General features: G+C 61.6%; 25 protein-coding genes. All 25 read right to left on the bottom strand.

Annotation, left to right across the window (positions count from 1 at the left end; translation table 11 throughout):
* Nucleotides 1-468: 468 nt before the first annotated feature.
* A complete protein-coding gene (locus tag C3F36_RS15340) occupies nt 469-1,920 on the bottom strand; it encodes an aminoacyl-histidine dipeptidase (RefSeq protein WP_039040348.1) in 1,452 nt (483 codons plus the stop codon).
* A 1,101-nt stretch (nt 1,921-3,021) separates the two neighbouring features.
* Nucleotides 3,022-4,182: a phage late control D family protein gene (locus tag C3F36_RS15350; protein WP_104455360.1), complete on the bottom strand. Its 1,161-nt coding sequence runs from the start codon at nt 4,180-4,182 to the stop codon at nt 3,022-3,024.
* On the bottom strand, nt 4,182-4,673 hold the full coding sequence (locus tag C3F36_RS15355; protein ID WP_104455361.1) for a phage tail protein: 492 nt from the start codon (nt 4,671-4,673) through the stop codon (nt 4,182-4,184). Before C3F36_RS15355 ends, C3F36_RS15350 begins: the two co-directional genes overlap by 1 nt.
* Nucleotides 4,674-4,685: 12 nt before the next feature.
* Nucleotides 4,686-7,694: a phage tail tape measure protein gene (locus C3F36_RS15360; protein ID WP_104455362.1), complete on the bottom strand. Its 3,009-nt coding sequence runs from the start codon at nt 7,692-7,694 to the stop codon at nt 4,686-4,688.
* Nucleotides 7,691-7,822, bottom strand: coding sequence for a GpE family phage tail protein (locus C3F36_RS15365; RefSeq protein ID WP_104455363.1), 132 nt, complete (start codon nt 7,820-7,822; stop codon nt 7,691-7,693). Before C3F36_RS15365 ends, C3F36_RS15360 begins: the two co-directional genes overlap by 4 nt.
* An 8-nt stretch (nt 7,823-7,830) precedes the next feature.
* Nucleotides 7,831-8,115, bottom strand: a complete 285-nt coding sequence (locus tag C3F36_RS15370; RefSeq protein ID WP_104455364.1) for a phage tail assembly protein — start codon at nt 8,113-8,115, stop codon at nt 7,831-7,833.
* An 80-nt stretch (nt 8,116-8,195) separates the two neighbouring features.
* Nucleotides 8,196-8,714: a phage major tail tube protein gene (locus tag C3F36_RS15375; RefSeq protein ID WP_104455365.1), complete on the bottom strand. Its 519-nt coding sequence runs from the start codon at nt 8,712-8,714 to the stop codon at nt 8,196-8,198.
* 9 nt (nt 8,715-8,723) lie between these two features.
* The gene (locus tag C3F36_RS15380; protein WP_104455366.1) at nt 8,724-9,902 is read right to left on the bottom strand and encodes a phage tail sheath protein; all 1,179 of its coding nucleotides are present in this window, start codon (nt 9,900-9,902) and stop codon (nt 8,724-8,726) included.
* 212 nt (nt 9,903-10,114) lie between these two features.
* Complete coding sequence (locus C3F36_RS15385; RefSeq protein ID WP_104455367.1) at nt 10,115-10,651, bottom strand: DUF4376 domain-containing protein; 537 nt, start codon at nt 10,649-10,651, stop codon at nt 10,115-10,117.
* Between the two features lie 14 nt (nt 10,652-10,665).
* Nucleotides 10,666-11,688, bottom strand: coding sequence for a phage tail protein (locus C3F36_RS15390; protein WP_104455368.1), 1,023 nt, complete (start codon nt 11,686-11,688; stop codon nt 10,666-10,668).
* A complete protein-coding gene (locus C3F36_RS15395; protein ID WP_104455369.1) occupies nt 11,685-12,317 on the bottom strand; it encodes a phage tail protein I in 633 nt (210 codons plus the stop codon). Before C3F36_RS15395 ends, C3F36_RS15390 begins: the two co-directional genes overlap by 4 nt.
* Nucleotides 12,314-13,213 carry a baseplate J/gp47 family protein gene (locus tag C3F36_RS15400; RefSeq protein ID WP_104455370.1) on the bottom strand — a complete coding sequence of 300 codons (900 nt, stop codon included), beginning with the start codon at nt 13,211-13,213 and terminating at the stop codon, nt 12,314-12,316. Before C3F36_RS15400 ends, C3F36_RS15395 begins: the two co-directional genes overlap by 4 nt.
* Nucleotides 13,210-13,581 carry a GPW/gp25 family protein gene (locus C3F36_RS15405; RefSeq protein ID WP_104455371.1) on the bottom strand — a complete coding sequence of 124 codons (372 nt, stop codon included), beginning with the start codon at nt 13,579-13,581 and terminating at the stop codon, nt 13,210-13,212. Before C3F36_RS15405 ends, C3F36_RS15400 begins: the two co-directional genes overlap by 4 nt.
* Nucleotides 13,578-14,150, bottom strand: coding sequence for a phage baseplate assembly protein V (locus C3F36_RS15410; protein WP_104455372.1), 573 nt, complete (start codon nt 14,148-14,150; stop codon nt 13,578-13,580). Before C3F36_RS15410 ends, C3F36_RS15405 begins: the two co-directional genes overlap by 4 nt.
* Nucleotides 14,151-14,228: 78 nt before the next feature.
* The gene (locus C3F36_RS15415; RefSeq protein ID WP_104455373.1) at nt 14,229-14,867 is read right to left on the bottom strand and encodes a phage virion morphogenesis protein; all 639 of its coding nucleotides are present in this window, start codon (nt 14,865-14,867) and stop codon (nt 14,229-14,231) included.
* Nucleotides 14,843-15,319, bottom strand: coding sequence for a phage tail protein (locus C3F36_RS15420; protein ID WP_048209095.1), 477 nt, complete (start codon nt 15,317-15,319; stop codon nt 14,843-14,845). Before C3F36_RS15420 ends, C3F36_RS15415 begins: the two co-directional genes overlap by 25 nt.
* Nucleotides 15,294-15,536, bottom strand: coding sequence for an Rz1-like lysis system protein LysC (gene lysC, locus C3F36_RS23855; RefSeq protein WP_233759659.1), 243 nt, complete (start codon nt 15,534-15,536; stop codon nt 15,294-15,296). Before lysC ends, C3F36_RS15420 begins: the two co-directional genes overlap by 26 nt.
* Nucleotides 15,430-15,903, bottom strand: a complete 474-nt coding sequence (gene lysB, locus C3F36_RS15425; protein WP_104455374.1) for an Rz-like lysis system protein LysB — start codon at nt 15,901-15,903, stop codon at nt 15,430-15,432. The genes lysC and lysB overlap by 107 nt, the downstream gene beginning before the upstream one ends.
* Nucleotides 15,893-16,714, bottom strand: a complete 822-nt coding sequence (locus C3F36_RS15430) for an N-acetylmuramidase domain-containing protein (protein WP_104455375.1) — start codon at nt 16,712-16,714, stop codon at nt 15,893-15,895. Before C3F36_RS15430 ends, lysB begins: the two co-directional genes overlap by 11 nt.
* Nucleotides 16,711-17,019, bottom strand: a complete 309-nt coding sequence (locus tag C3F36_RS15435; protein ID WP_104455376.1) for a phage holin family protein — start codon at nt 17,017-17,019, stop codon at nt 16,711-16,713. Before C3F36_RS15435 ends, C3F36_RS15430 begins: the two co-directional genes overlap by 4 nt.
* Nucleotide 17,020: 1 nt before the next feature.
* The gene (locus C3F36_RS15440; protein WP_104455377.1) at nt 17,021-17,293 is read right to left on the bottom strand and encodes a hypothetical protein; all 273 of its coding nucleotides are present in this window, start codon (nt 17,291-17,293) and stop codon (nt 17,021-17,023) included.
* A gap of 1 nt (nt 17,294) precedes the next feature.
* The gene (locus tag C3F36_RS15445) at nt 17,295-17,657 is read right to left on the bottom strand and encodes a putative holin (protein WP_104455378.1); all 363 of its coding nucleotides are present in this window, start codon (nt 17,655-17,657) and stop codon (nt 17,295-17,297) included.
* Nucleotides 17,658-17,666: 9 nt separating this feature from the next.
* Nucleotides 17,667-17,897 (bottom strand): TraR/DksA C4-type zinc finger protein, encoded by a 231-nt coding sequence (locus tag C3F36_RS15450; RefSeq protein WP_193758501.1) that lies wholly within the window; start codon nt 17,895-17,897, stop codon nt 17,667-17,669.
* Nucleotides 17,898-17,899: 2 nt separating this feature from the next.
* The gene (locus C3F36_RS15455) at nt 17,900-18,103 is read right to left on the bottom strand and encodes a tail protein X (protein WP_104455380.1); all 204 of its coding nucleotides are present in this window, start codon (nt 18,101-18,103) and stop codon (nt 17,900-17,902) included.
* Entirely contained in the window at nt 18,103-18,573 is a 471-nt protein-coding gene (locus tag C3F36_RS15460) for a head completion/stabilization protein (RefSeq protein ID WP_104455381.1), read from the bottom strand. Before C3F36_RS15460 ends, C3F36_RS15455 begins: the two co-directional genes overlap by 1 nt.
* Nucleotides 18,574-18,674 lie beyond the last annotated feature (101 nt).

Consider the following 18,674-nt stretch of genomic DNA (forward strand, 5'->3'; position numbering starts at 1 on the left):
CCGATGGGGGTGGCTGCTGTGTGGATTGCTGAGTTGTTTTGTGGTTTTATTACGTTGCTAATTTCAACTTCCGGACAGGCGATATCAGGCGCCATAACGGAAGTAGTAATTGCGGGTTGCAGGCGCATAAGTGTCTTTCTCTTCAGCACCTTTCTTGCTGGTTGCACCCTTCAGGTGGAACAGCACTGCCAGATTCTCGAACATATGATGACCTCGTTTCTCTGTGGTTCATGGGTTGTGTGACCTTGGTCACGTTCTGATCCTAGGGGCATATGTGAGCTGGATCAACTTTTTGTGTTGTAAATTTACATAAATCATGGAAAGGGTTTTCAAATGCAGACCTGTTCATGGATACGGTTTCATGCCAGTGCCACGTATGGAGTCGGGGATATGAGAGAGGTGGCCGAGGAGGGAGGACAAAAAAGATGCCCCGCACGGGGCGGGGCATCGGTATGGTCGTGAGTTGGCTTACTTGGCCGGGATATGTTCCAGCACGTGAACCAGCAGTTGCCAGAAACGCTCGACCGCCGGGATGTGTACCTTCTCCCCCGGTGCGTGGGCGCCACGGATGGTCGGGCCGAAGGAGACCATGTCCCAGTCCGGGTAGGCGCTCTTGAACAGACCGCACTCGAGGCCTGCGTGGATCACCATGACGTTCGGCATCTCGCCAAACAGGGTCTGGTAGCTGCTTCGCACCAGTGCCATGACCGGTGAGTCAACGTTCGGGGCCCAACCCGGGTAGGCGCCGGTGAACTCGCAGCTGGCGCCGGCCAGGGTGAACAGGGAGCGGGTCATCTGCTCGATGTTCTCGCGACCGGAATCGATGAGGGAGCGGATCAGGCACTGCACATAGACTTCCCCCTCGAGTGTCTTGATGACACCCAGGTTGGTGGAGGTCTCGGTCACGCCCGGGATGGCGTCGCTCATGCGCATCACCCCGTTCGGGCAGGCCATCAGGGCATCCAGCAGGCGGCTTTGCAGGGACTCGCTCATGAGCTGGGCCGGTTTCTCCCGGGCGGTGAGCAGCACGGTGAGGTTGGCCTCGGTGGCGGCCAGCTCGCTCTGATAGATGCCGGCGTAGCGGTCCACCAGGGCCTTGAAGTCAGCCACGCTGGCGGCGGGCACCAGCAGGCTGGCACGGGCCTCGCGGGGGATGGCGTTGCGCAGGGTGCCGCCACTGAGATCGCCAAGGCGCACCCCCAGCGGTTCGGCGGCCTTGAGCAGACGCACCAGCAGCTTGTTGGCGTTGCCGCGGCCGCGATGGATGTCGACCCCGGAGTGGCCGCCGCGCAGGCCCTTGACCTGCAGCTCGAAACCTTCACCCTCGGTGGCAGCAACCCGCTCCAGGGGGAAGCGGATATTGGCATCCACCCCGCCGGCGCAGCCCATGTAGACCTCGCCATCCTCTTCGGAGTCGGTGTTGAGCAGGATCTCGCCCTCAAGCCAGCCCGCTTCCAGACCGAAGGCGCCGGTCATGCCGGTCTCTTCGTCGGTGGTCAGCAGCACTTCCAGCGGACCGTGCTTGATGGTCTTGTCGGCCAGCACGGCCAGGCAACCCGCCATGCCCATGCCGTTGTCGGCACCCAGGGTGGTACCGCGGGCGGTGACCCATTCGCCATCGATGTAGGCATCGATGGGATCGGTGGTGAAGTCGTGCTGGGTGTCGGCGTTGGCCTGGGGCACCATGTCGATGTGGGCTTGCAGCACCACGGCCTTGCGGTTTTCCATCCCCGGTGTGGCCGGTTTCTTGATGATGATGTTGCCGACGGCATCTTGCTTGACCGCCAGGCCTTCTCCCTGGGCCCATGCGACGATCCAGGCGCTCAGTTGGGCTTCGTGCTTGGAGGGGTGGGGGATGGAGCAGATCTGCTCGAAGAATTGCCAAATCAACTTGGGAGACAGAGAACTGAGCTGTGCCACGTCGGGACTCCTTACCAGCATGGAAAATGTCGGGCCCCACTCTGCGGGCCGGGGAAGAGGATAACGATAATACAGTCAATCACGCAAAAATGTGAGCGATCAGCGCAAATGACGCTCTGCTTGTGCTGGGAAAGGGAGCATGGATGGCGAACTTCACTGCCTGCCTTATTCGTGTCAGCACAACATCAATTATGTGATGTTGGTCACAAAAATATTGTCTTTTTGGTGGCGGGTGGTAAATTAGCCGCCGTGGCCAGCCCACTTGTCAGGATGACAATCAATGCCTCCAGGGAACCGAAGCAAAGCAAGTGCGCCTCCATGGAACCGAGTGTCAGTTCAAGGATGTGAACCCGCATTAAGGTACGTAACTTGTTAAGCAATCAGGAGTTTATGATGTCAGGCAGCAATTCAACCTATTGGTTTGCCCAATCTCTCTATACCCAGGGCTTCAACTACCCGAATCCCTACGCCACCCGCCGTTAAGGCTCGCAGGCGTCACAGGTAACAGCAGCAGGTGCGTGAGGATCCTCTCCTCCCCCTGCTATTTTTTTGCCCGAATGTCATGGAATGTGTGTCAAACGGCTAACCTGTCGGTGTCGCCGGAGCCCTCCCAAAAGGGCGACAGAGCGGGAGATGGCGGACATTTCCTGTTTTTTGCATACGTTTGCCGCTCAATTTATCCATAAAGAGTGCTATCATACCGGCCCAACAGCCGGCCCGAGATCGGGAGTCCACCCGACATGGCCGCCAGCTACACCCCATCCCTGTTCGCATTGCATCCGTTTTTGCCGCCGAGGCGTCAGCCCCGAGGCCGAAAAAGTGCAAGCAAAATTCGGGAAACGGGGTGCCAGAATTGACCTGAACCCGTCTCTTTGCCGGGTTTCGCCTCATAAGTGATTGCTTTATAACTCGTTGAGATCGATAGCATGCCAAAAAAGTTCTACGCTCTTTGGTGTGCTGGTTTATTGGTTATTTTATTTGATGTAAATCAATAGTTTATTGTTGTTCACTGAGGTGGTGATGGTCTCGGTGGCGGCAAAGTGGCGGCGGAAAAATTGATGATCGAGAGTGGCGGCAGAGTGTAAGCTCTGCCGCCATTTTTCATTCTGGCAGCTCTTCCAGCTTCACTTCGAGTTGTACGCGGTTGGTGTAGCCCTGATTGGTGAGGTCGTGCATCACCTGGGTGAGCAGCCAGTCGGCCTCGTCAATCTGGGGTTTGAACCCTCTGACGGTGGTGGGTTGCTCCGGGTAGAGTTCAGGGCGCCCCATCGCCAGGGTGATCTGGAAGTCGGCCACGCCGCGTTGCAGTTTTTCCCATTCGGCCCGGGCGGCCCGCATGGCATTTGCCTGGCTGGCATAGACATGCCGCAGCTCTTTGACGTTCTCGCTGCTACCGACCAGCAGTTCGTTCTCTTGCTTGTTGACCATGACCCCCGGGGGCAAGGGCCGTTCCGGCGATGGCTTGCTCTTCTTCTTGCGCTTCACCTCGACTCTCTTCTTTTCCGCCTCCTTGTTGTCTTGCCAGTATGCGGTCACGCCGGTGTAGGCATCCCGGTCAGCCACTGAGAAGCGGTGCTGATCGCCATCTTGGCGGGTGATGGTGATGGCTGGTAGAGGCTGACCGCTGGCGGTGGTGCCCTGGCCAGCTTTGATAAACAGCAGGCGGCCATTCTTGACGGTGGCAATGCCATCGCACTGACCAGCCAGGCGGGTGAGGAAAGCGAGATCGCTTTCGTTGGTCTGGTCGATGTGGTCGATCAGCATGCCCTTGAGTGAGTCACCTACGCATGGCGTGAGCTGGTAGCGGGCGGCGACCTGGCTGACGATGCCGCTCACTGTGGTCTGGTGCCAACTTTGCTCACGCAGCTTGTTCATGCCGCCGCGCAGGTCGGCTGACTTGCCCCGTATGGTGAGCACATCCGGGGCCCCGCCGTGCTCCACCTCGTCGATTTTGTAGGTGCCCTTGTCGACCAGGGCGCTGCCTTGCCAGCCGATGAAGGCACGCAGGGTTGCCCCACGGCGAGGCATGTCGAGCTGGCCGTCGCTGTCATCGAGGGTGATCTCGATGGTGTCGGCGGTGAAGCCCCGGTTGTCGGTGATGGTCATCGACATCAGACGCGGCCTGATGGCGGCCGAGATGTCTTTGCCATCGACCAGCACCTGGTAAGCCGGTGCCGGGTGGCCTTGGCGCAAGGTGTCGAGCGGATTGGTCAGCCCCAAATTCTCTGCCAATCGCGTGCCGAACTGGTCGAATGCCCCCATCAGAGAAGCCCCCCGAGCTTGTTGCCGATACTGCCGACCAGCTTGCCCAGACCCAGGCGGCCGAAGAGGTTGCCCGCGGTGCGTCCAAGCAGGGTCTGGCCAAGGGATCTGTCGTTGTCATCAACCCGCTTGAGCTTGATGGTGAATTCGATTTTTCTGGCGGTGCCATCGGCGAAGAACTCGCTGCGGGTGGTGCTGATGCCTTCGATCACGAACGAGCCGCGCATCACGCCATCCCCCTGGATCAGGGGGAAGGCCTGGCCGCTGTCGCCCATCAGGTTGAGCATGTCGAGGGAGACAGGGCCGCCGGTCAGCTCTGGCAGCAGCACCCCGCTCAGAGTGCTGGTCTCATCGTCAGGGCCGAGGTACTGATAAGCCGGGCGGGCGCCGACCCGGTTATTGCCCGGGTGGCGCCATGCCCGTTCGTCTTGTTGAGAGAGGGGGGCGAGGGTCGAGCGCATAAACACGAACCAGCCCAGGGTCATCATCATGGTGGTTGCTCCTTAGTTGCGGTCGCCAAATCGGGCGCGGCCCTGTGCCTGGTTGGCCCGCTCGCTCTCTTTGAGCTTGTCCATCACCAGTTTGCCGAGCTGAGCTTCGTTCATTCCCGGCGCAGGGTTGACGGTGAGCTGGTAGAACGGCTGACTGTGGATGGTGGTGGTACTGACCTTGGGCTTGAGCTTCGGAGTGTCGGCGATACGGTGGCCATAGCCATTACCCCCCGCCAGTGCGGGTTGGGAGAGGTTGCCCGTCAGGTAACCCGACTGGCTCACCGATGCTTTCACCTCCGAACCGCCCTTCCACCAGTCCGGCAGCAGGTCGGTCATGGCGCTGATCTTGGTTTTCAGCTCTGCCCACTTATCAGAGATCCCCTTGAGCAGGCCATCTATCAAGTCAGAGCCAAATTGGGTGAAGTCGGCGATCACCTGGATGAATGATTTGCCAAGCCCGCCCAGCCACAGCCCGAACCGGTGTCCTGCGTTGGTTGCGCCGTCCAACTCTTGCTGGGTGGTTTTGAGCGGGGTTAACAGGTTGGTCACCCATTCCCATGCCGTACTGAGGGCGCTGCTGATGCCGTCCCATATCGGTTTGAGTGGACTGAGGGCGCTGGCCATCGCCTCAAACGCGGGCGCGAACACGGCAGCGACCGGCCCAAGCCCCTCTTTTAGCCCCTGGAAGAAGCCCGAGAAGAATGCTTTTATTGGCTCCCAGTAACGGTAGATGGTCAGGGCTGCGATGCCGATGGCGGTGACCAGCAGGCCGATGGGGTTCATGAGCAGCAGCCTGCCAACAAAGGCGATGGTCTGGCCCACCAGTCGCAGGGCGCCCACGAAAGCACCCTTGAGGAGGGAGATGACGCCGCCCACACTCCCCTTGAGCAGGTTCATTGATGTCCCCATGACGCCATTGGCCGCGACATAGGCATAGGTGGCGGCGATAGCACCCCTGAGCCCGTTTATTATTGACGCGAACTTGGCTGCTGCGGCCGCCTTTGAGGCTGCCAATTGTGCCGTCACATAGCGCCATGTTGCGGCAGTCATTGCGCCAATCTTCGATGGCATGCTGGTGATCGTTGTCAGCATGGTTTTCATGCCAGCCCCCATCCCGGCGAACGTCAGGCTTTTGATGGCGGTCCCCAAGGCTGCCCATTTCGCCAGCAGCGGGGCGGCCATGCGGCTGTTCAGGCTCATTAACCGAGCGAGCATGGACATTCCCTCCGCCGTTTTTCCGGTAGAGGTTGAAAGTCCGCCAAAGCTCACCCCGAGTGTGCCAATGGTCAATTTCATGATGGCCATGGGGCCAAGCAGGGCGGCGACGGCCAGGGACAGCCCGCCGAAGGTGAGGGTGACGGCGGTAACCACGGCCCCCACTTTCATGATGGTGTTGGCCAGTTCAGGGTTCGCTTCGACCCAGCGGCGCACGGCTCCCGCCGTTTGTTGGATGAAGCTGATGATGTCCATCAGGGAGCCGCGCAGTTGTGCGCCGATGGCGGACTGTACGTTATCGAGCCCCGCCTTGAGCAGCAGCCACTGCGCCGAGAGGGAGTCGTTGCCGATGTCGGATTCCCGCTGCATCGAGCCCTTGGCCTTTTCATCGTTCACCAGCTTTAGCTGGCGGTGGAGTTCGTCCAGGTTGTTGGCTAGCTTGGCGGCGTCATCCCCATACTCTTTGCCAAAGAGTTGGGTGGTGACGGTCATCTGGTCTTCGGCTTTGAGGGTTTTGATTTTCTCCAGCACCTTGACGATGGTGCCCATGGCATCGGTGCTCATGGCTTTCTGGATTGCTTTATCATTTAGCCCCAGCGCATCCAACCCTGCACCAAAGTTGTCCCCCTGCATGGTGGCGATGCCGAGTTCGCGCACCATGGCATTGGCGGCCGAGGCGGCTACTTCTGCGGTGGCCCCGAGGGTCAGGAAGGTGGAGCCGAGCGCGGCGGCCTTTTTAAAATCGAGTTTGTCGGCGACGCCGCCCATGCGCTGCAGCACGTTGATGATGTCGCTGCCCTTGGATTGGGCGCTGTCATCGAGGTAGTTGATGACGTCGCCGAGCTGTTCGATGTTGCCGATGGGGATCTTGTAGAGATTGGCTATCTTGCCCATGTTTTCGGCGAGCTGGTCGGCTGGCAGCTCGAAGGCACTGGCCGCCTTGGCCGCTATTTTGGCGAAGGTGAGCAAGTTGTCTTTGCCCTGAATGCCCATGCGGGCGGCCCCTTCGACCAGGGCGGCGATGTCGACTGCGCCATTGAGCTGGGGGATCTCTTCTGAAATGGCCTTTATCTCCTTGGCCATGTCGTAATAGATGCTGGTGAGTCTGCCATTGCTGTCGCGTGCGCCATCGACCTGCTTGGCGACCCCTTTCATGGCATCTTCGAAACGCGAATATTCCTTGATGGTGCTGACGATGGGCAGTGCCATGGTTGTGCCGGTGGCCAGCGCGGTGGCGCCGTGGCCAGCAATCTGGCCGCGCAGCTCCTGGGTCTGGCGGTAGTTGGCCTTGACCTGATTCAGGCGCTCTTGCTGCTCTCTCAACTGGCCGAGCTTGGTGCGTTGTTGGTCGAGCCTGGTGTTGGCCGCGACGGCTGCGGTTTTTAGCCGTTCTTGGGCGGCGGTCAGGCTGTTTGCCCCGATGGTGACTGATTGCAGCGATTGTTTGGTTTCGTTATAGCGATGGACCAGCGCACGCTCTTTCTGCTCTAGGGCGCTGGCGGCCTGCTTGGCTTTTTCCAGTGCCCGCGTCATGGCTTGGGTCGGGCGCTCTGATGATGCTATGCCCAGGCTCAACTGCACGACTTCCCCTTGGGCTTTGCGCAGTTCGGCACGAGTGGCACCGATGGTTCTGCCGAGGGAGCGAAAACCGTCAATTTTGGCGCTCTGCTTTTCAAGGTCACGGACGGTAGTTTTTGCGGCGATCAGATCTTGGGCAGTGGTGCGGCTTTGGCCGCTGATGGTTTTGAGGGGGGCGGTGAGTTTGTCGACCGCCCCGAGCAGGATTTGCAGTTTGAGAGGGTTCATTGTTCTTCGGCCCCGTTGACGCGGTTGTGAATCTCAACGAGGCGTTGGTGCCAGCCCATCAGCTCGCTGATCTCCATGGCCGCCATCTCGGACGGCGGCCAGTGGGCGATGATGGCGATGTCGGCCATCAGGTCATCTATGCAGTGAGGTAATCCTCCTGCTGCGAGCCCATCAAAAAACCGGTCACCACTACCCCGGCTTTGAGCAGATCGGTTGGGGAGAGGTCAGCGGCCTCGGTTTCGCTCAGCTCAGTCAGACGTGGCAGCAGTTTGATGAGGGTATCGACGTTCATCTGCACGATGTCCATGGTATTGAGGCCGCGCAGGTGGCCGGCCTTTTTCGGGGCTCGGATGGTCAGTTCGGTAACGGTGGTGTCGCCGCGCTGAATGGGGGTGTCGAGGGTGATGGTTTTGTTTTCCATGGTGTTTGTTCCTGTTGTTGATGTGGTGAGGGCGGCACTTTCTGTTGGGATAAGGGCCGCCCGTTGGGTTGTTGGGTGGGTTAGAGGCCGATGGCTTTGCGGTGTTCGGCCATGCGGTCGACGCCGTCGGGGCCAATCTCGACCATGTTGATCAGGTCAATCTCGTGCATCACCCGGCCGTTGATGGTCTCTTTGTAGTAGGTGTTGACCATGCTGACCTTGGCCTGGGTGTTGTCGCCTGCCTTGAGGGTGCCGCGGTCGAGCTCTTTGAAGCGGCCACGACAGACGATCTCGACGGCGACCACTTCGCCGGTGTCATCACGCTGGACTGATCCGGCAAAGCGCAGGCTGGCGCCGTCGGCTTTGGGCTCACCCATGCAATTCAGCAGGGGTTCGCCGTAGCCGCCGAAGGTGAATGAGACATCGAGGGCGCTGTCATCCAGCCCCATGTCGATGTTGACAGCACCCCCCATACCGCCGCCGCGATAGGCTTCAAACTTGCGGGACAGCTTGGCCGGGGTGAAATCTTCCGCTTCACCGACCCAGTTATCGCCATTGAGGAAGACGTTCAGGCGTTTGAGTTTGCGTGGCAGTGACATGGTGGCTCCTTATGCGGCGGCCGCGACGCGGGCGCCGAAGTCGATGAGGTAGGTGTCGGTGATGCGCTGGATGAAGCCGAGGTCTTCGAGCGGCGGCACCGGGGTGTAGTTGTAATCGATGCGCAGCTTGCCGGCCTTGAGGGTGTCTTTGTCGTTGAGCTCCTCGTTGTACCAGCAGTCAAAACCGAGCAGGTAACCGCCTGCCACCAGTTCCCGGCCCTTGGCCTTGATGCCCTCGATGATGTCTTTCACCAGGGTGGGGGTGAGCGGTTTGTCGTTGGCCCACATGTGCGCCTCGGCCATGGTGTCGGCCAGGATCTGGGCGGTGCGGGTGTAGTTCTCGAAGGCGAACAGCGGGTCATCGGAACAGGTGCGGTTACCCCAGTAACGGAAACCATCGGACCGGATGAGGGCGGTGATTTCGTTGGCGTTGAGCAGGCCGACCTCTGTATCGGGGTCTTGCAGATCCCAGAACAGGGCCTTGGTCATGCCGTCGACCCCGGTCACGCCGACGTTCGACAGGGTCTTGTGCCAGCCAATCTCCTTGTCGATGAATGCCCGCATGGCAGCTGCCTTGAGGCAGGCATCGAGCTTGATGCTGGCATTGGCGGTGGTGTCCCAGGCGGTCCAGTCGCCGTGGATCGGCATCAGTTCGCGGCTGGAGAAGTTCTCGCGGTAGGCGAGCGCCGCCTCGACGGTGTCGGCAATGGTTGGCACATAGGCGAAGGCGCGCAGCTTCTTGGCCGCACCCGCCAGGGCGGTGGCTACGGCTAAGGTGCAGTTGTCCGGCACGCAGAGGATGCGGGGCTTGACGCCGGTGGCCGGGGCGGCCCGCTCCAGCGCCTTGAGGCCGGTATAGCTGCCATCCGGCAGTATGGTGCCGATGATGTTGCTGGTCAGCTCGGCGGCGTCGGCGCCATCGGCCACGCGTACGGCGATGACGATGGTGTTGACGGTGTCATAGATGGTTTGCAGCGAGCGCTTGAGGTTGCCGGTGCTGCCCGCCTTGGCGATGGCCGCCGGCAGGTTGGCAATCAGCACGGGTTTGTTGAGGGGGAAGTAAGCGGCATCCGCATCACTGCCGGTGCAGATGATGCCGATCACCGCCGTGGCGACGGTGCGGATGGTGCGCGTGCCCTCGTTGACTTCCACGACGCGCACGCCGTGGTGAAATTGGTCCAGTGCCATAGGTTCTCCTGTTGTCCGGACGGAGCATTCTGTGCGTAGGTAATGCATGTGATGCGAGCAGGGTCAGGATGCAGGGGCAGAGGATGACAGGCGAGCGGCGGCCAGTGTGTGAGGGCCGTACACACTGGCGAGGCGGTGACAAGGTGATGGATGATGGAAGTAACGAAAAACCCCGCACAGGGCGGGGTGGGGTGGTTGTTGAAGGTATGGGATTACTGGCCTGTTGGCCAACCTACGCCGATGTCGTAGGCGTCCAGTTCGGCCTGGGTTTGCAGGGCGGCGATGGCCTGGCAGTGCACCACTTCGGCGGCGAAGCATGCGCGAACGTGCGAGGCCACGGCTTGGGCGATGGGCTCAATCTGTGCGAGGGTGACCCGCACAAAGGTGCCGTCCGCCGTCTTCCAGGGCGTGTCCGGGATGAGCTCACTTTTGAGCGAGGTGTAGGTGCTGGAGATCTGCGCCTGGGACTCGCGATCCGTCTTGATGAGGTTGCCCGCCACGACGATACCACTGGTTTCGACTTGCCAGCGTTTTTCGGCGACGGCGGCCAGCACGACCGCTGGCGAACGAACTCGCGCGGACGGGGCGATAGCAATGGGATAGCCGATATCGTTTGTAGCTATCGGCTTACCACTCTGAATCAGCTCGATATAGATGTCGTTGCTGATTTCTACTGCATCACTTGGGATGTCTTTGCCGTGGATGGCATCGTCGTAGAAGCCGTTCGTTTCTTTGCTATAAAACTTCATTGAGTTTCTCCTGCTTATTTCCCAATCGCAATCCACGCAATCTGATCCTCGTAGTACGTGTTGGGAGCCAATAATGCGGACACCTGATATTGGGATCTAGACACAATTACAGCAGCGCCACGGGCGCTGCCCGATACCTTTGCCATCGACCCGCAGATGCACAGGCAAGCAGTTGGGAATGCTATTGGGAACGGGTAGGTTGCGGGGCCAGACGAAGACCCAATGACTGTCCCCCACTGAATGATCATCCCACCCATCCATGTCGGAAATGCAAGATACCCGGCAGTGGCAAAGGATGCTGCAAACCCGGCGCGCAGCTTCTTGGGGGTGACTGCCACATCATCTGCTGCCCCCGCATCCGTCTGCACTTGAGTCGCCACCTTCATCATGCCGAGCACGCTTTCACTGGCCTGCTTGACCCAGCCCCACAAGGTTTTCGCCGTGACAACGGCATCGGCTTTCTGATTGGCGGTGACAGTCTCATTCACTTCGGCCTGGGTGGCATAGCGGGTAAAACCCTTGGCTGTCTCACTGGCATCCGGGTGGTCGCGGCTTTGTTTGTGGGCGGCAATCAGGTCATCGACATACTTGCGGGTTGCCAGTACCACGGCCGGGTCAATCTTGAGCTCTACCGCGCTGGTGTCGCTGACTATGAGCACGATGCGGATCACCTGGGTGCGGCCCGCGCCACTGCTGAGCAGTGGCTTGTAGGTGTCGGGGCAGTTGGCGATGGCCACCAGGGTGCCATCTTCCGAGAACACACCTATTTCACGGATCCACCAATCCCCCACGTCTTCCGGAATGATTTGCTCAGCGACCAACTGCGACTGGTTGGTGGGGTCTTGAAACAGGGTGTTGATGGGTGCGCGCCGCCGCTCCCTGACCAGTGCTGTCTGGGCGGCGTTTGGCGTGACGGGCTGACCGTTGCCATCGCCGACGGCCATGTTGGTGATTTTCAGCGGCACGCCCAGCGCGAGGGCGTTTGCAATTTTGGCCTTGCCGGCATCGGTGAGGATGGCGAAGTAGATAGCGCTCAAGCAGCACCTCCTGTCTGTTGCGGTTGAATGGTCATGGTGTCGATGGTGTGGGTGATGCCGCCGTGCCACGCTTGGCCACTGACTTCAATAACGCCAGGGCTGTAGGGGTAGATGGTCAACTCGTCGCCCAGGTAGCAGGCGGCGGCCATGTAGATCTGGCCGCGGGTTTCCATGCTGATGGCGAGGCCCGTCATGTGGCGGGTCATGGGCTTGGCGTCGGCGATCAGCCGCTCCAGCTCCTGATACATGGCTTCGGTGATGCCGGTATCGAGCACCCCGATGTCGAGCTTGAAGGTGCCCCGGGTGGCGGCGGGCGTCTCCTGCCACCATTCCAACACCCGGATCAGATAGCCCAGCGGTTCCACCACCCGGCGGATGGCGCCGATGGTGCCCTTGCGGCTGTGCACGAAGTAGCTGTTGGCAATGACCTGGCGCTTGGTGGCCTCTGGCCAGTTGTCATCCCAGCGATCAACACTCCAGCTGGCAGCCAGATAGGGCAGCAGGTGAGCGGGGCACGTCCAGGGTGACCAGAGCGTGCGTAATGGGATTGGCAACTGCTGGGCTGCGGCGCCCGCCGTGGCCAGGTTGCGTTCGGTGCGGCTGGTGCTGGGTGGCAGCAGGGTGGTCATGGTGCCCGCTCCACGGTGAAGCCGGTGCAGTAGGCGGCCTGGGTGGCGCTCGGGGTGATGTCGACCCAGCCTGTCAGCTCGACCTTGCGCACGCCCTGCACGTGCAGGGCGGCATCGATGGCGGAGCGCGGCACCTCGACCCCGATGCGGCGGCGGTGATTGATAAAGGCGGCGAGCTGTTCGCGGGCAGCCTGCAGGATCACATCCACCTCGGCCCCCTGACTGTCGATGTGCAGCTTGGCGGTGATGGTGTAGTTGATGATGCCAGCGCTCTGCACCGTGAGCCGGTCGGCCACCGGGCGCCTGTCTTCCTGGCTCAGGGCTTGGGTGACTTTGGTGATCAACGCCGCATCGGCGCTGCCGTTCCCCTCGGTGCTGAGGATGGTGACTAGCGCCTCGGCGGGCGCTGGGCTGGACCCTTTGGCGTCAGCCACCTTACCGTCAGCCGAGAGGGCGAAATACTCATAGGCGCCCGTCGGGCCCGCCACGCTGAGGCCATCCCACGCCATCAGGGCACGCAGGATCAGCGCCTCGTCATCTTCTTTGATTTCCGGTACCGGCGGTGTGGCGGTGGGGTCACCCGGCTGGATGGTGAGGCGGGTGACTTTCCAGTTGGCCACCAGGTTGTCGAGATCGCTCCCCTTGGCCCATGCCAGCATGTTGGCGACGGCGGCTTCGTTGATGCGCTGGCGCAGGATGAGTTCGCGATAGGCATTCTCTTGCAGCAGCTTGGTGATGGGTTCTGATTCGAGGGCCAGGGTGGCTTCGACGCTGGCTTGTTGGTCAGCCGGGTAGAGGCTGACGAAATAGGCCTTGCGCTCGGCCAGGATGGTTTCGAAATCGAGCAGCTCGATCACATCGGGCTGGGGCAGTTGGGAGAGGGTGATGGTGCTCAACTGGCGGCTCCTGTGGGAATGGCAATAGTGGCGCTCTCTGTTCCGGTACCCGGCGCGCCGCCGTCTTTGCGCTGCCAGGTGAGCTCGACGGTGAGGGCGCCATCCATGCCGCCGCCCAGCACATCGACCCGGGTGATGGTGATGCGCGGGTCCCAGTTGATGAGGGCCTGCACGGTGGCGGCCATCAGGCGCAGGCGGGTGGCCTGATGCTGTGGCTGGTCGATGAGGTAAAACAGCTCGCTGCCGTAGTCGCGGCGCATGACCCGGGAACCCACCGGGGTGATGAGGATGTCGCGCACCGACTGCACGATGTGGTCGGTGGCGCTGATGGCGCGGCCAGAGGCTGCATTCATGCCGAGCCAGTTCATTGCGGGCCCCCGGATGTGCCGCTGCCGGTGCTGACGTTGCCGTGCTTGTGGGTGGTCACCTCGATGCCGCCAATCTTGGCGGTGGGAGCGGTGATCTTGCCGCCCGCCTCGATGGTCGAACCGACCTTGAGTGCCTGGGTGCATTCCACCATGGGGGTGATCAGCTTGACGGTAACGGAGGCCGAGAGGGTGGCGGTCTTGATGCCGGTGGCGTTGAGCGCGCCGGTGGCCGGGTTGTATTCGATGATGGCGCCATCGCTGTATTCGGTGCGGTCGAGGTCCGGATTGTCATCGCCTGCCAGCGGTTCAGGGAAGGCGTCGCAGTGGATGGGACCGACGATGTAGGCATTGCGCAAATCGCCGCTGACCGAGAGCATCAGCACCTGTTCGCCAATGGAGAGGCGATGGCGGGTGCGATTCTTCCCGGCCCGCGCAGTTGCGTAGGGCCGCCAGTTGGTGATGAGGTCGCCGGTCTTGACGCGACATTCCCCTGAGCGCACGGCGGTGACGGTGCCGATGCGGATCAGGTTGTCGATCAGGCGTTGGAGTTCGGTCGGGGTCGGTTGCATGGGGCCATTGTTTTGGGCAATGGCGAGTAAGGCGAGGGGCGGCCAGTGTGTACGGCGCTGGCACACTGGCGGCGGTGGTTATAGTCCTTTGGTGAGTTGGGCGAGCAGCAGGTCTTCGACCTTGTCGATGTCTTTGGCATCCATGCCCAGCAGGGGCCGTTCTGGGTACTGGATGTCTTGCCCCTTGCTGCCTTTGTCTTTCAGGCCGTAGTGGTGGATATGGGCCACCTTTTCGGCGGTGCTGGCAAAGTAGACCTCGGCGCGATCGCTGTAGCCCTTGGCCTTGAGCCACTTGGATTTAATGAGGCGGGAGAACATCTTGCGCTTGAGTTTGCTCTTGTTGATGGCGTCGCCCTTGCCTGCATCGACCTTGATGAAGCGCTTGATGCGGGATCGTTTGAAGGTGCGAATGGCGCCGCGCATGATGTCGAAGCCTGTGATTTGGCTGCGGGTGCCGCGCCAACTCTTTAGATGACGGACTTCGGTGCCACTCATGGAGTAGATGAATTTGATTTCACTGTTGCCCCGCTGCGGCTTGCGCGGGTCCATCTGTTCGCCGGAGGGGGTGACGTTGGCCTTGATGCGCGCGGCGTTGCTCTCGCGCATCTCTTTTGCCATGTCGTCGGCAAAGCGGGCCAGTTCCCGTTGTGACAGGTTGGCCCGGATCAGCTCTACCCTGGCGGCAAAGTGGGTCAGTCGGTCGAGATCGGCGGCCATGGCTGATATTCCCCGTTGATAAACAGTTCCCAGGTGATGCCGTCGTAGGGGTCTTCTGGCGGTTCTGGCAGGTGTTCGAAGTGCAGGCCCTGCTCATCCTTCCAAACCTTGACCCGCTCGGTCAGCGGCAATTTGATTTCGATGTCGCAGGTTTCGTTGTTCTGGATCTCGACTTCGAACCGCATGGCGTTTTCGCGCTTGTCGCTGTTCATCATCAGTTCTGGCTGGTACTGCCTGATCCACGCCAGCAGCGGCACCATGACGGTGTTCACGTTCTGGGCAAAGTCGGCCACGATGATGGTCAGTTCGTACTGGTATTCAAACGACAGGCTGGCGGCGCCGGTGGCAACCAGCTTGCCCTTGTCGACGAATATCATCATGTGATCCGGGTTCTGGCGCAGCAGCGGGACGCACTGCTGCAGCACCTCACGGATCTGTTTTGGCTTTTCCATGCTCCCTCCCGTTCTGGTGTCGTTGCTGGCAGGTGATGAGGCTATCGACCTGGGCGGCGCAGGTGGCCCAGGCGGCCTCGGTCTGGGTCAGCTGATCCATGAGGTCGCCGTTATTGGCCGGGCTGGCCGGTGGCAGTTGGCAGGGCGCCGGGGCTGGACAGGTGAGCCTGATAATCTGCGGCGCCGGTGAGGGCGGGGCGCTGGAGCAGCCTGACAACAGGATCAGGCAGAGGGCGATCAGCCCACTCCTTGAGTTCAGCATTTTCACGTTTGAGCCTCTTGATGGTGTCGGCCCGGGTGGCGGCCGTGATGGTCAGATCGCCAAGCTGGCGTTGCAGCGTGGCGGCGGCGGTTGCCTGGGCGTCCAGCTCGCCGGTGAGGGTGTCTATGGCCCCGTCTTTGGTCTTCTCCCGCCGCTCGGCCTCAACGGCCTTGTCGTTGGCTGCGTTGAGGTCGCTTTGCAGGGTGGAGACTTGGCCCTTGGCGGTCGCCGCAGAACGAGCCGACCAGCCCCAGCCGGCCAAGGCGATGGCCAAGGCCAGCAGCAACCAGGTGAGGGGGGAGCGCAGGAGGCTACGCCACATCCGCCACCTCCTTCACCGGGTAGACCTTGGCAAAGTGGTCGTATGCCTTGGCGAGCTTGGTGTCGTAGTCATTGTCCTTGTAGGCCGGGCCGTTGTAGCGGCGGGCAAAGTCAGCCCACTTTCGACCCTGCAGGGCCTTGTGCATGGCGGGATCTTGCTGGATGAAGCGGCACAGGGCGGTGAGGTGTTCGACCTCGCTGCGCTGCATGGCACCCATCCAGTCGCTGGCGCAGGCAAAGCCGAGCGCTTGCCAGTGGTAGCCCATGATCTGGAACATCCCCCAACTGGCCGACTCGATGGCGGCATCCCGGTGCAGGCTGATGGCGAGTTGCAGCCGCTCCCACTCGGCCGCCCCGCCCGCATAGCCGCCGCGCTTGGGGTTGACCAGGTTGGGGTAATGGGCGGCCATCTGGTCGGCGGCGGCCTTGCCCAGGTGCTGGGTGAGCTGCTTGTAGAACACATGCCGCTCGAACAGCACCACCGGGCGCATGTCGGTGGTGAACCCCTCGCCGATGCTCTCGACCTGGGCGACGGTGGCCATGGTGGCCAGCGGCAGGCCCAGCAGGTCAGCGCCAGCCTGCATGTCGCCGATGCGCAACTGGTTGCCCCGCTCGCTGCCGAGCAGGGCGGCCATGGTGCGGGGGCCAGCCTGGCCGATGGCGGTGATCATGTAGTCCCGCTGAAAGGCGAGCAGGGCGCGCTCGGTGGCATCGCCAAACCAGCCATCCGGATCGAGCGGATAACCGGCTTTGGCCAGGCGACGCTGCAGGTCGGCGACGGCGGCGCCGGTATCCCCTTTTTTCAGGCTCATGGTTGAAACCTCCCGTTCAGATGGCTGGCGGTGGTTGGTTGCTGACGACGGCGCGGAAGCAGGCGCATGACGGATCCGCGAGAACCGATCAGGGCTGTGAGCAGTACGGCGGCCAGCAGCACCGCGGCTGGATCTGGCGCGGGCATGACACCGAGCAGGACGCGCAGCGGCACGGACCCAGCGGCGACGGTGATGACCCATGCCAACAGGGCCGGCAGGGGGCGATAGTCGCCCCCATTGCGGTTGAAGGTAGCCACTCGCAGGGCGATGGCGGCGCAGATCATGGCGTAGAGGATGGTCAGCATGTCAGCCCCCTTTGCAGGCTTGGCGCTTACGCCGAGCCCATTTGATGAACTGGATTACCACTCGCGTCAGTTCAATTACGAATGCGCAAGCTAATGCGCAAACGACCGACGTTACGAAGGAATTCAGCGGGTTGAATGGTGCGCCTCTCAAAAGTTCAACCAACATCAACAACAAGCAGACAGCTGCCCATTGCCACGCTGATTTCTCAACAACTTTCAGTAGCCCCACAATCCACAAGACCTTGGAGAAGGCTTTACTGTCTTGTTGGTGCATATCAGCCCCCTTTGCGAAGTCTGAGCAGGTCTTCCGGCGTTTTGCGCAGGATCCACTGCAACAGGTGGACGGCCAGCGCCGAGGCCAGCATTGCGCCGACGGCCCTGGGCACTTCGACACTGAGCGGCAGCACGCTGGCCAGCATGGCGGCAACCAGTGGCGCAGCCAGCGCGCCCGCCACGAAGGCGGCAACGAACAGGCCCGCCTTGCGCAGGTTGCCCAGCTCGGCGGTGGTGGCGATGAACACCAGCGCCCCGGCGAATGCACCGAGCAGGACGCCGGGGTCAACGCCCGGGAAGAGGGACAGCAACGCCAAGGCGCTCAGGGTGCTGGTTGCTGCACTGGATGAAATGGGTTCTGGCATCGTGCTCTCCTATCGTTTGCTGCCGTAGTGGCGAGCGGTTTGAAATTCGTGGATGGTCTGGCACTCGGCGCAGCGTTCGCAGCCCCGGATCGCTTCACGGCGCGCCTGCGGGATGGTGTTTTCGCAGTCGATGCAGTAGTGCGGGCCGGTGCCACTGATGCGGGCGGCGTGGATGCGGGCAGCCAGTTGCTGCTCGCTGATGTCGGCCAGTCGTTCGAGTTCGTCGTCGAGGCGGCTCATGGTCAGTTCCATAGCTGGATCAGCGGCTGCTCGGCCTGGGTGGGGGCCGCTGGCATTGTGATGAGGGTTCCGGTCGGGAGGATGGGGCCGAGCGCGGCCAAACCGGGGTTGAGTGCGAGCACCTGCTCGGTGATGCCTGCGGTATAGCCGTAGTGCCGGAACAGGATGAGATCGAGGGTGTCGCCCTGCTGGCTGCGCAGTTGCATCAGATCAGCTCCACCGTGTTATGGGTGGTGCCGAGGATGTCGCGGATGGCAAAGCGGGCGTCGCGGTAGAGGTCGTCAGAGCTGATGACTTTGGCATCCGCCCCTTTGGCGCCGTCACCGGTGGCGCTGTAGTCGGTGTAACGCTCTAGCAGGTTGGCGCGAGTCATGGCGTAGACGGCGCGCCGGTAGCTGTGCAGGTGCACCGATTCGCCATTGATGACCTCGCTCGGGACGGCGGCCAGAGTGGCGTGCCCTTCTGCCTGACGGGCGCGGCGCCAGTCAGCCAGATCCCGGTTGACGCTGGTGATGGCGTCGATCACGGCATGCTTGAGGCGGGCCGTGGTGACGGTGCCATCGAGCCGGACTGTCTCGCGCAGGTCAGGCAGCGAGATCGCCGGCCAGAAGGGGCTGGAGTCTATCTCCCCTTCGGCTGGCGACGTGGGGGCATTGGCAATGAATCCGGTGCTCATGGGGCTCCTGTGTTTGTTTATCCGCAGGTTGGGCGGTGGTCGGGCCGTCTGGTATGCCGCTGGCATTCGTCAGGCCCGAGCCGCCCAGGGTGCGGGGTTCG

Origin of the sequence: Aeromonas sp. ASNIH2, from assembly GCF_002934795.1 — a bacterium.
GTDB lineage: Bacteria > Pseudomonadota > Gammaproteobacteria > Enterobacterales > Aeromonadaceae > Aeromonas > Aeromonas caviae.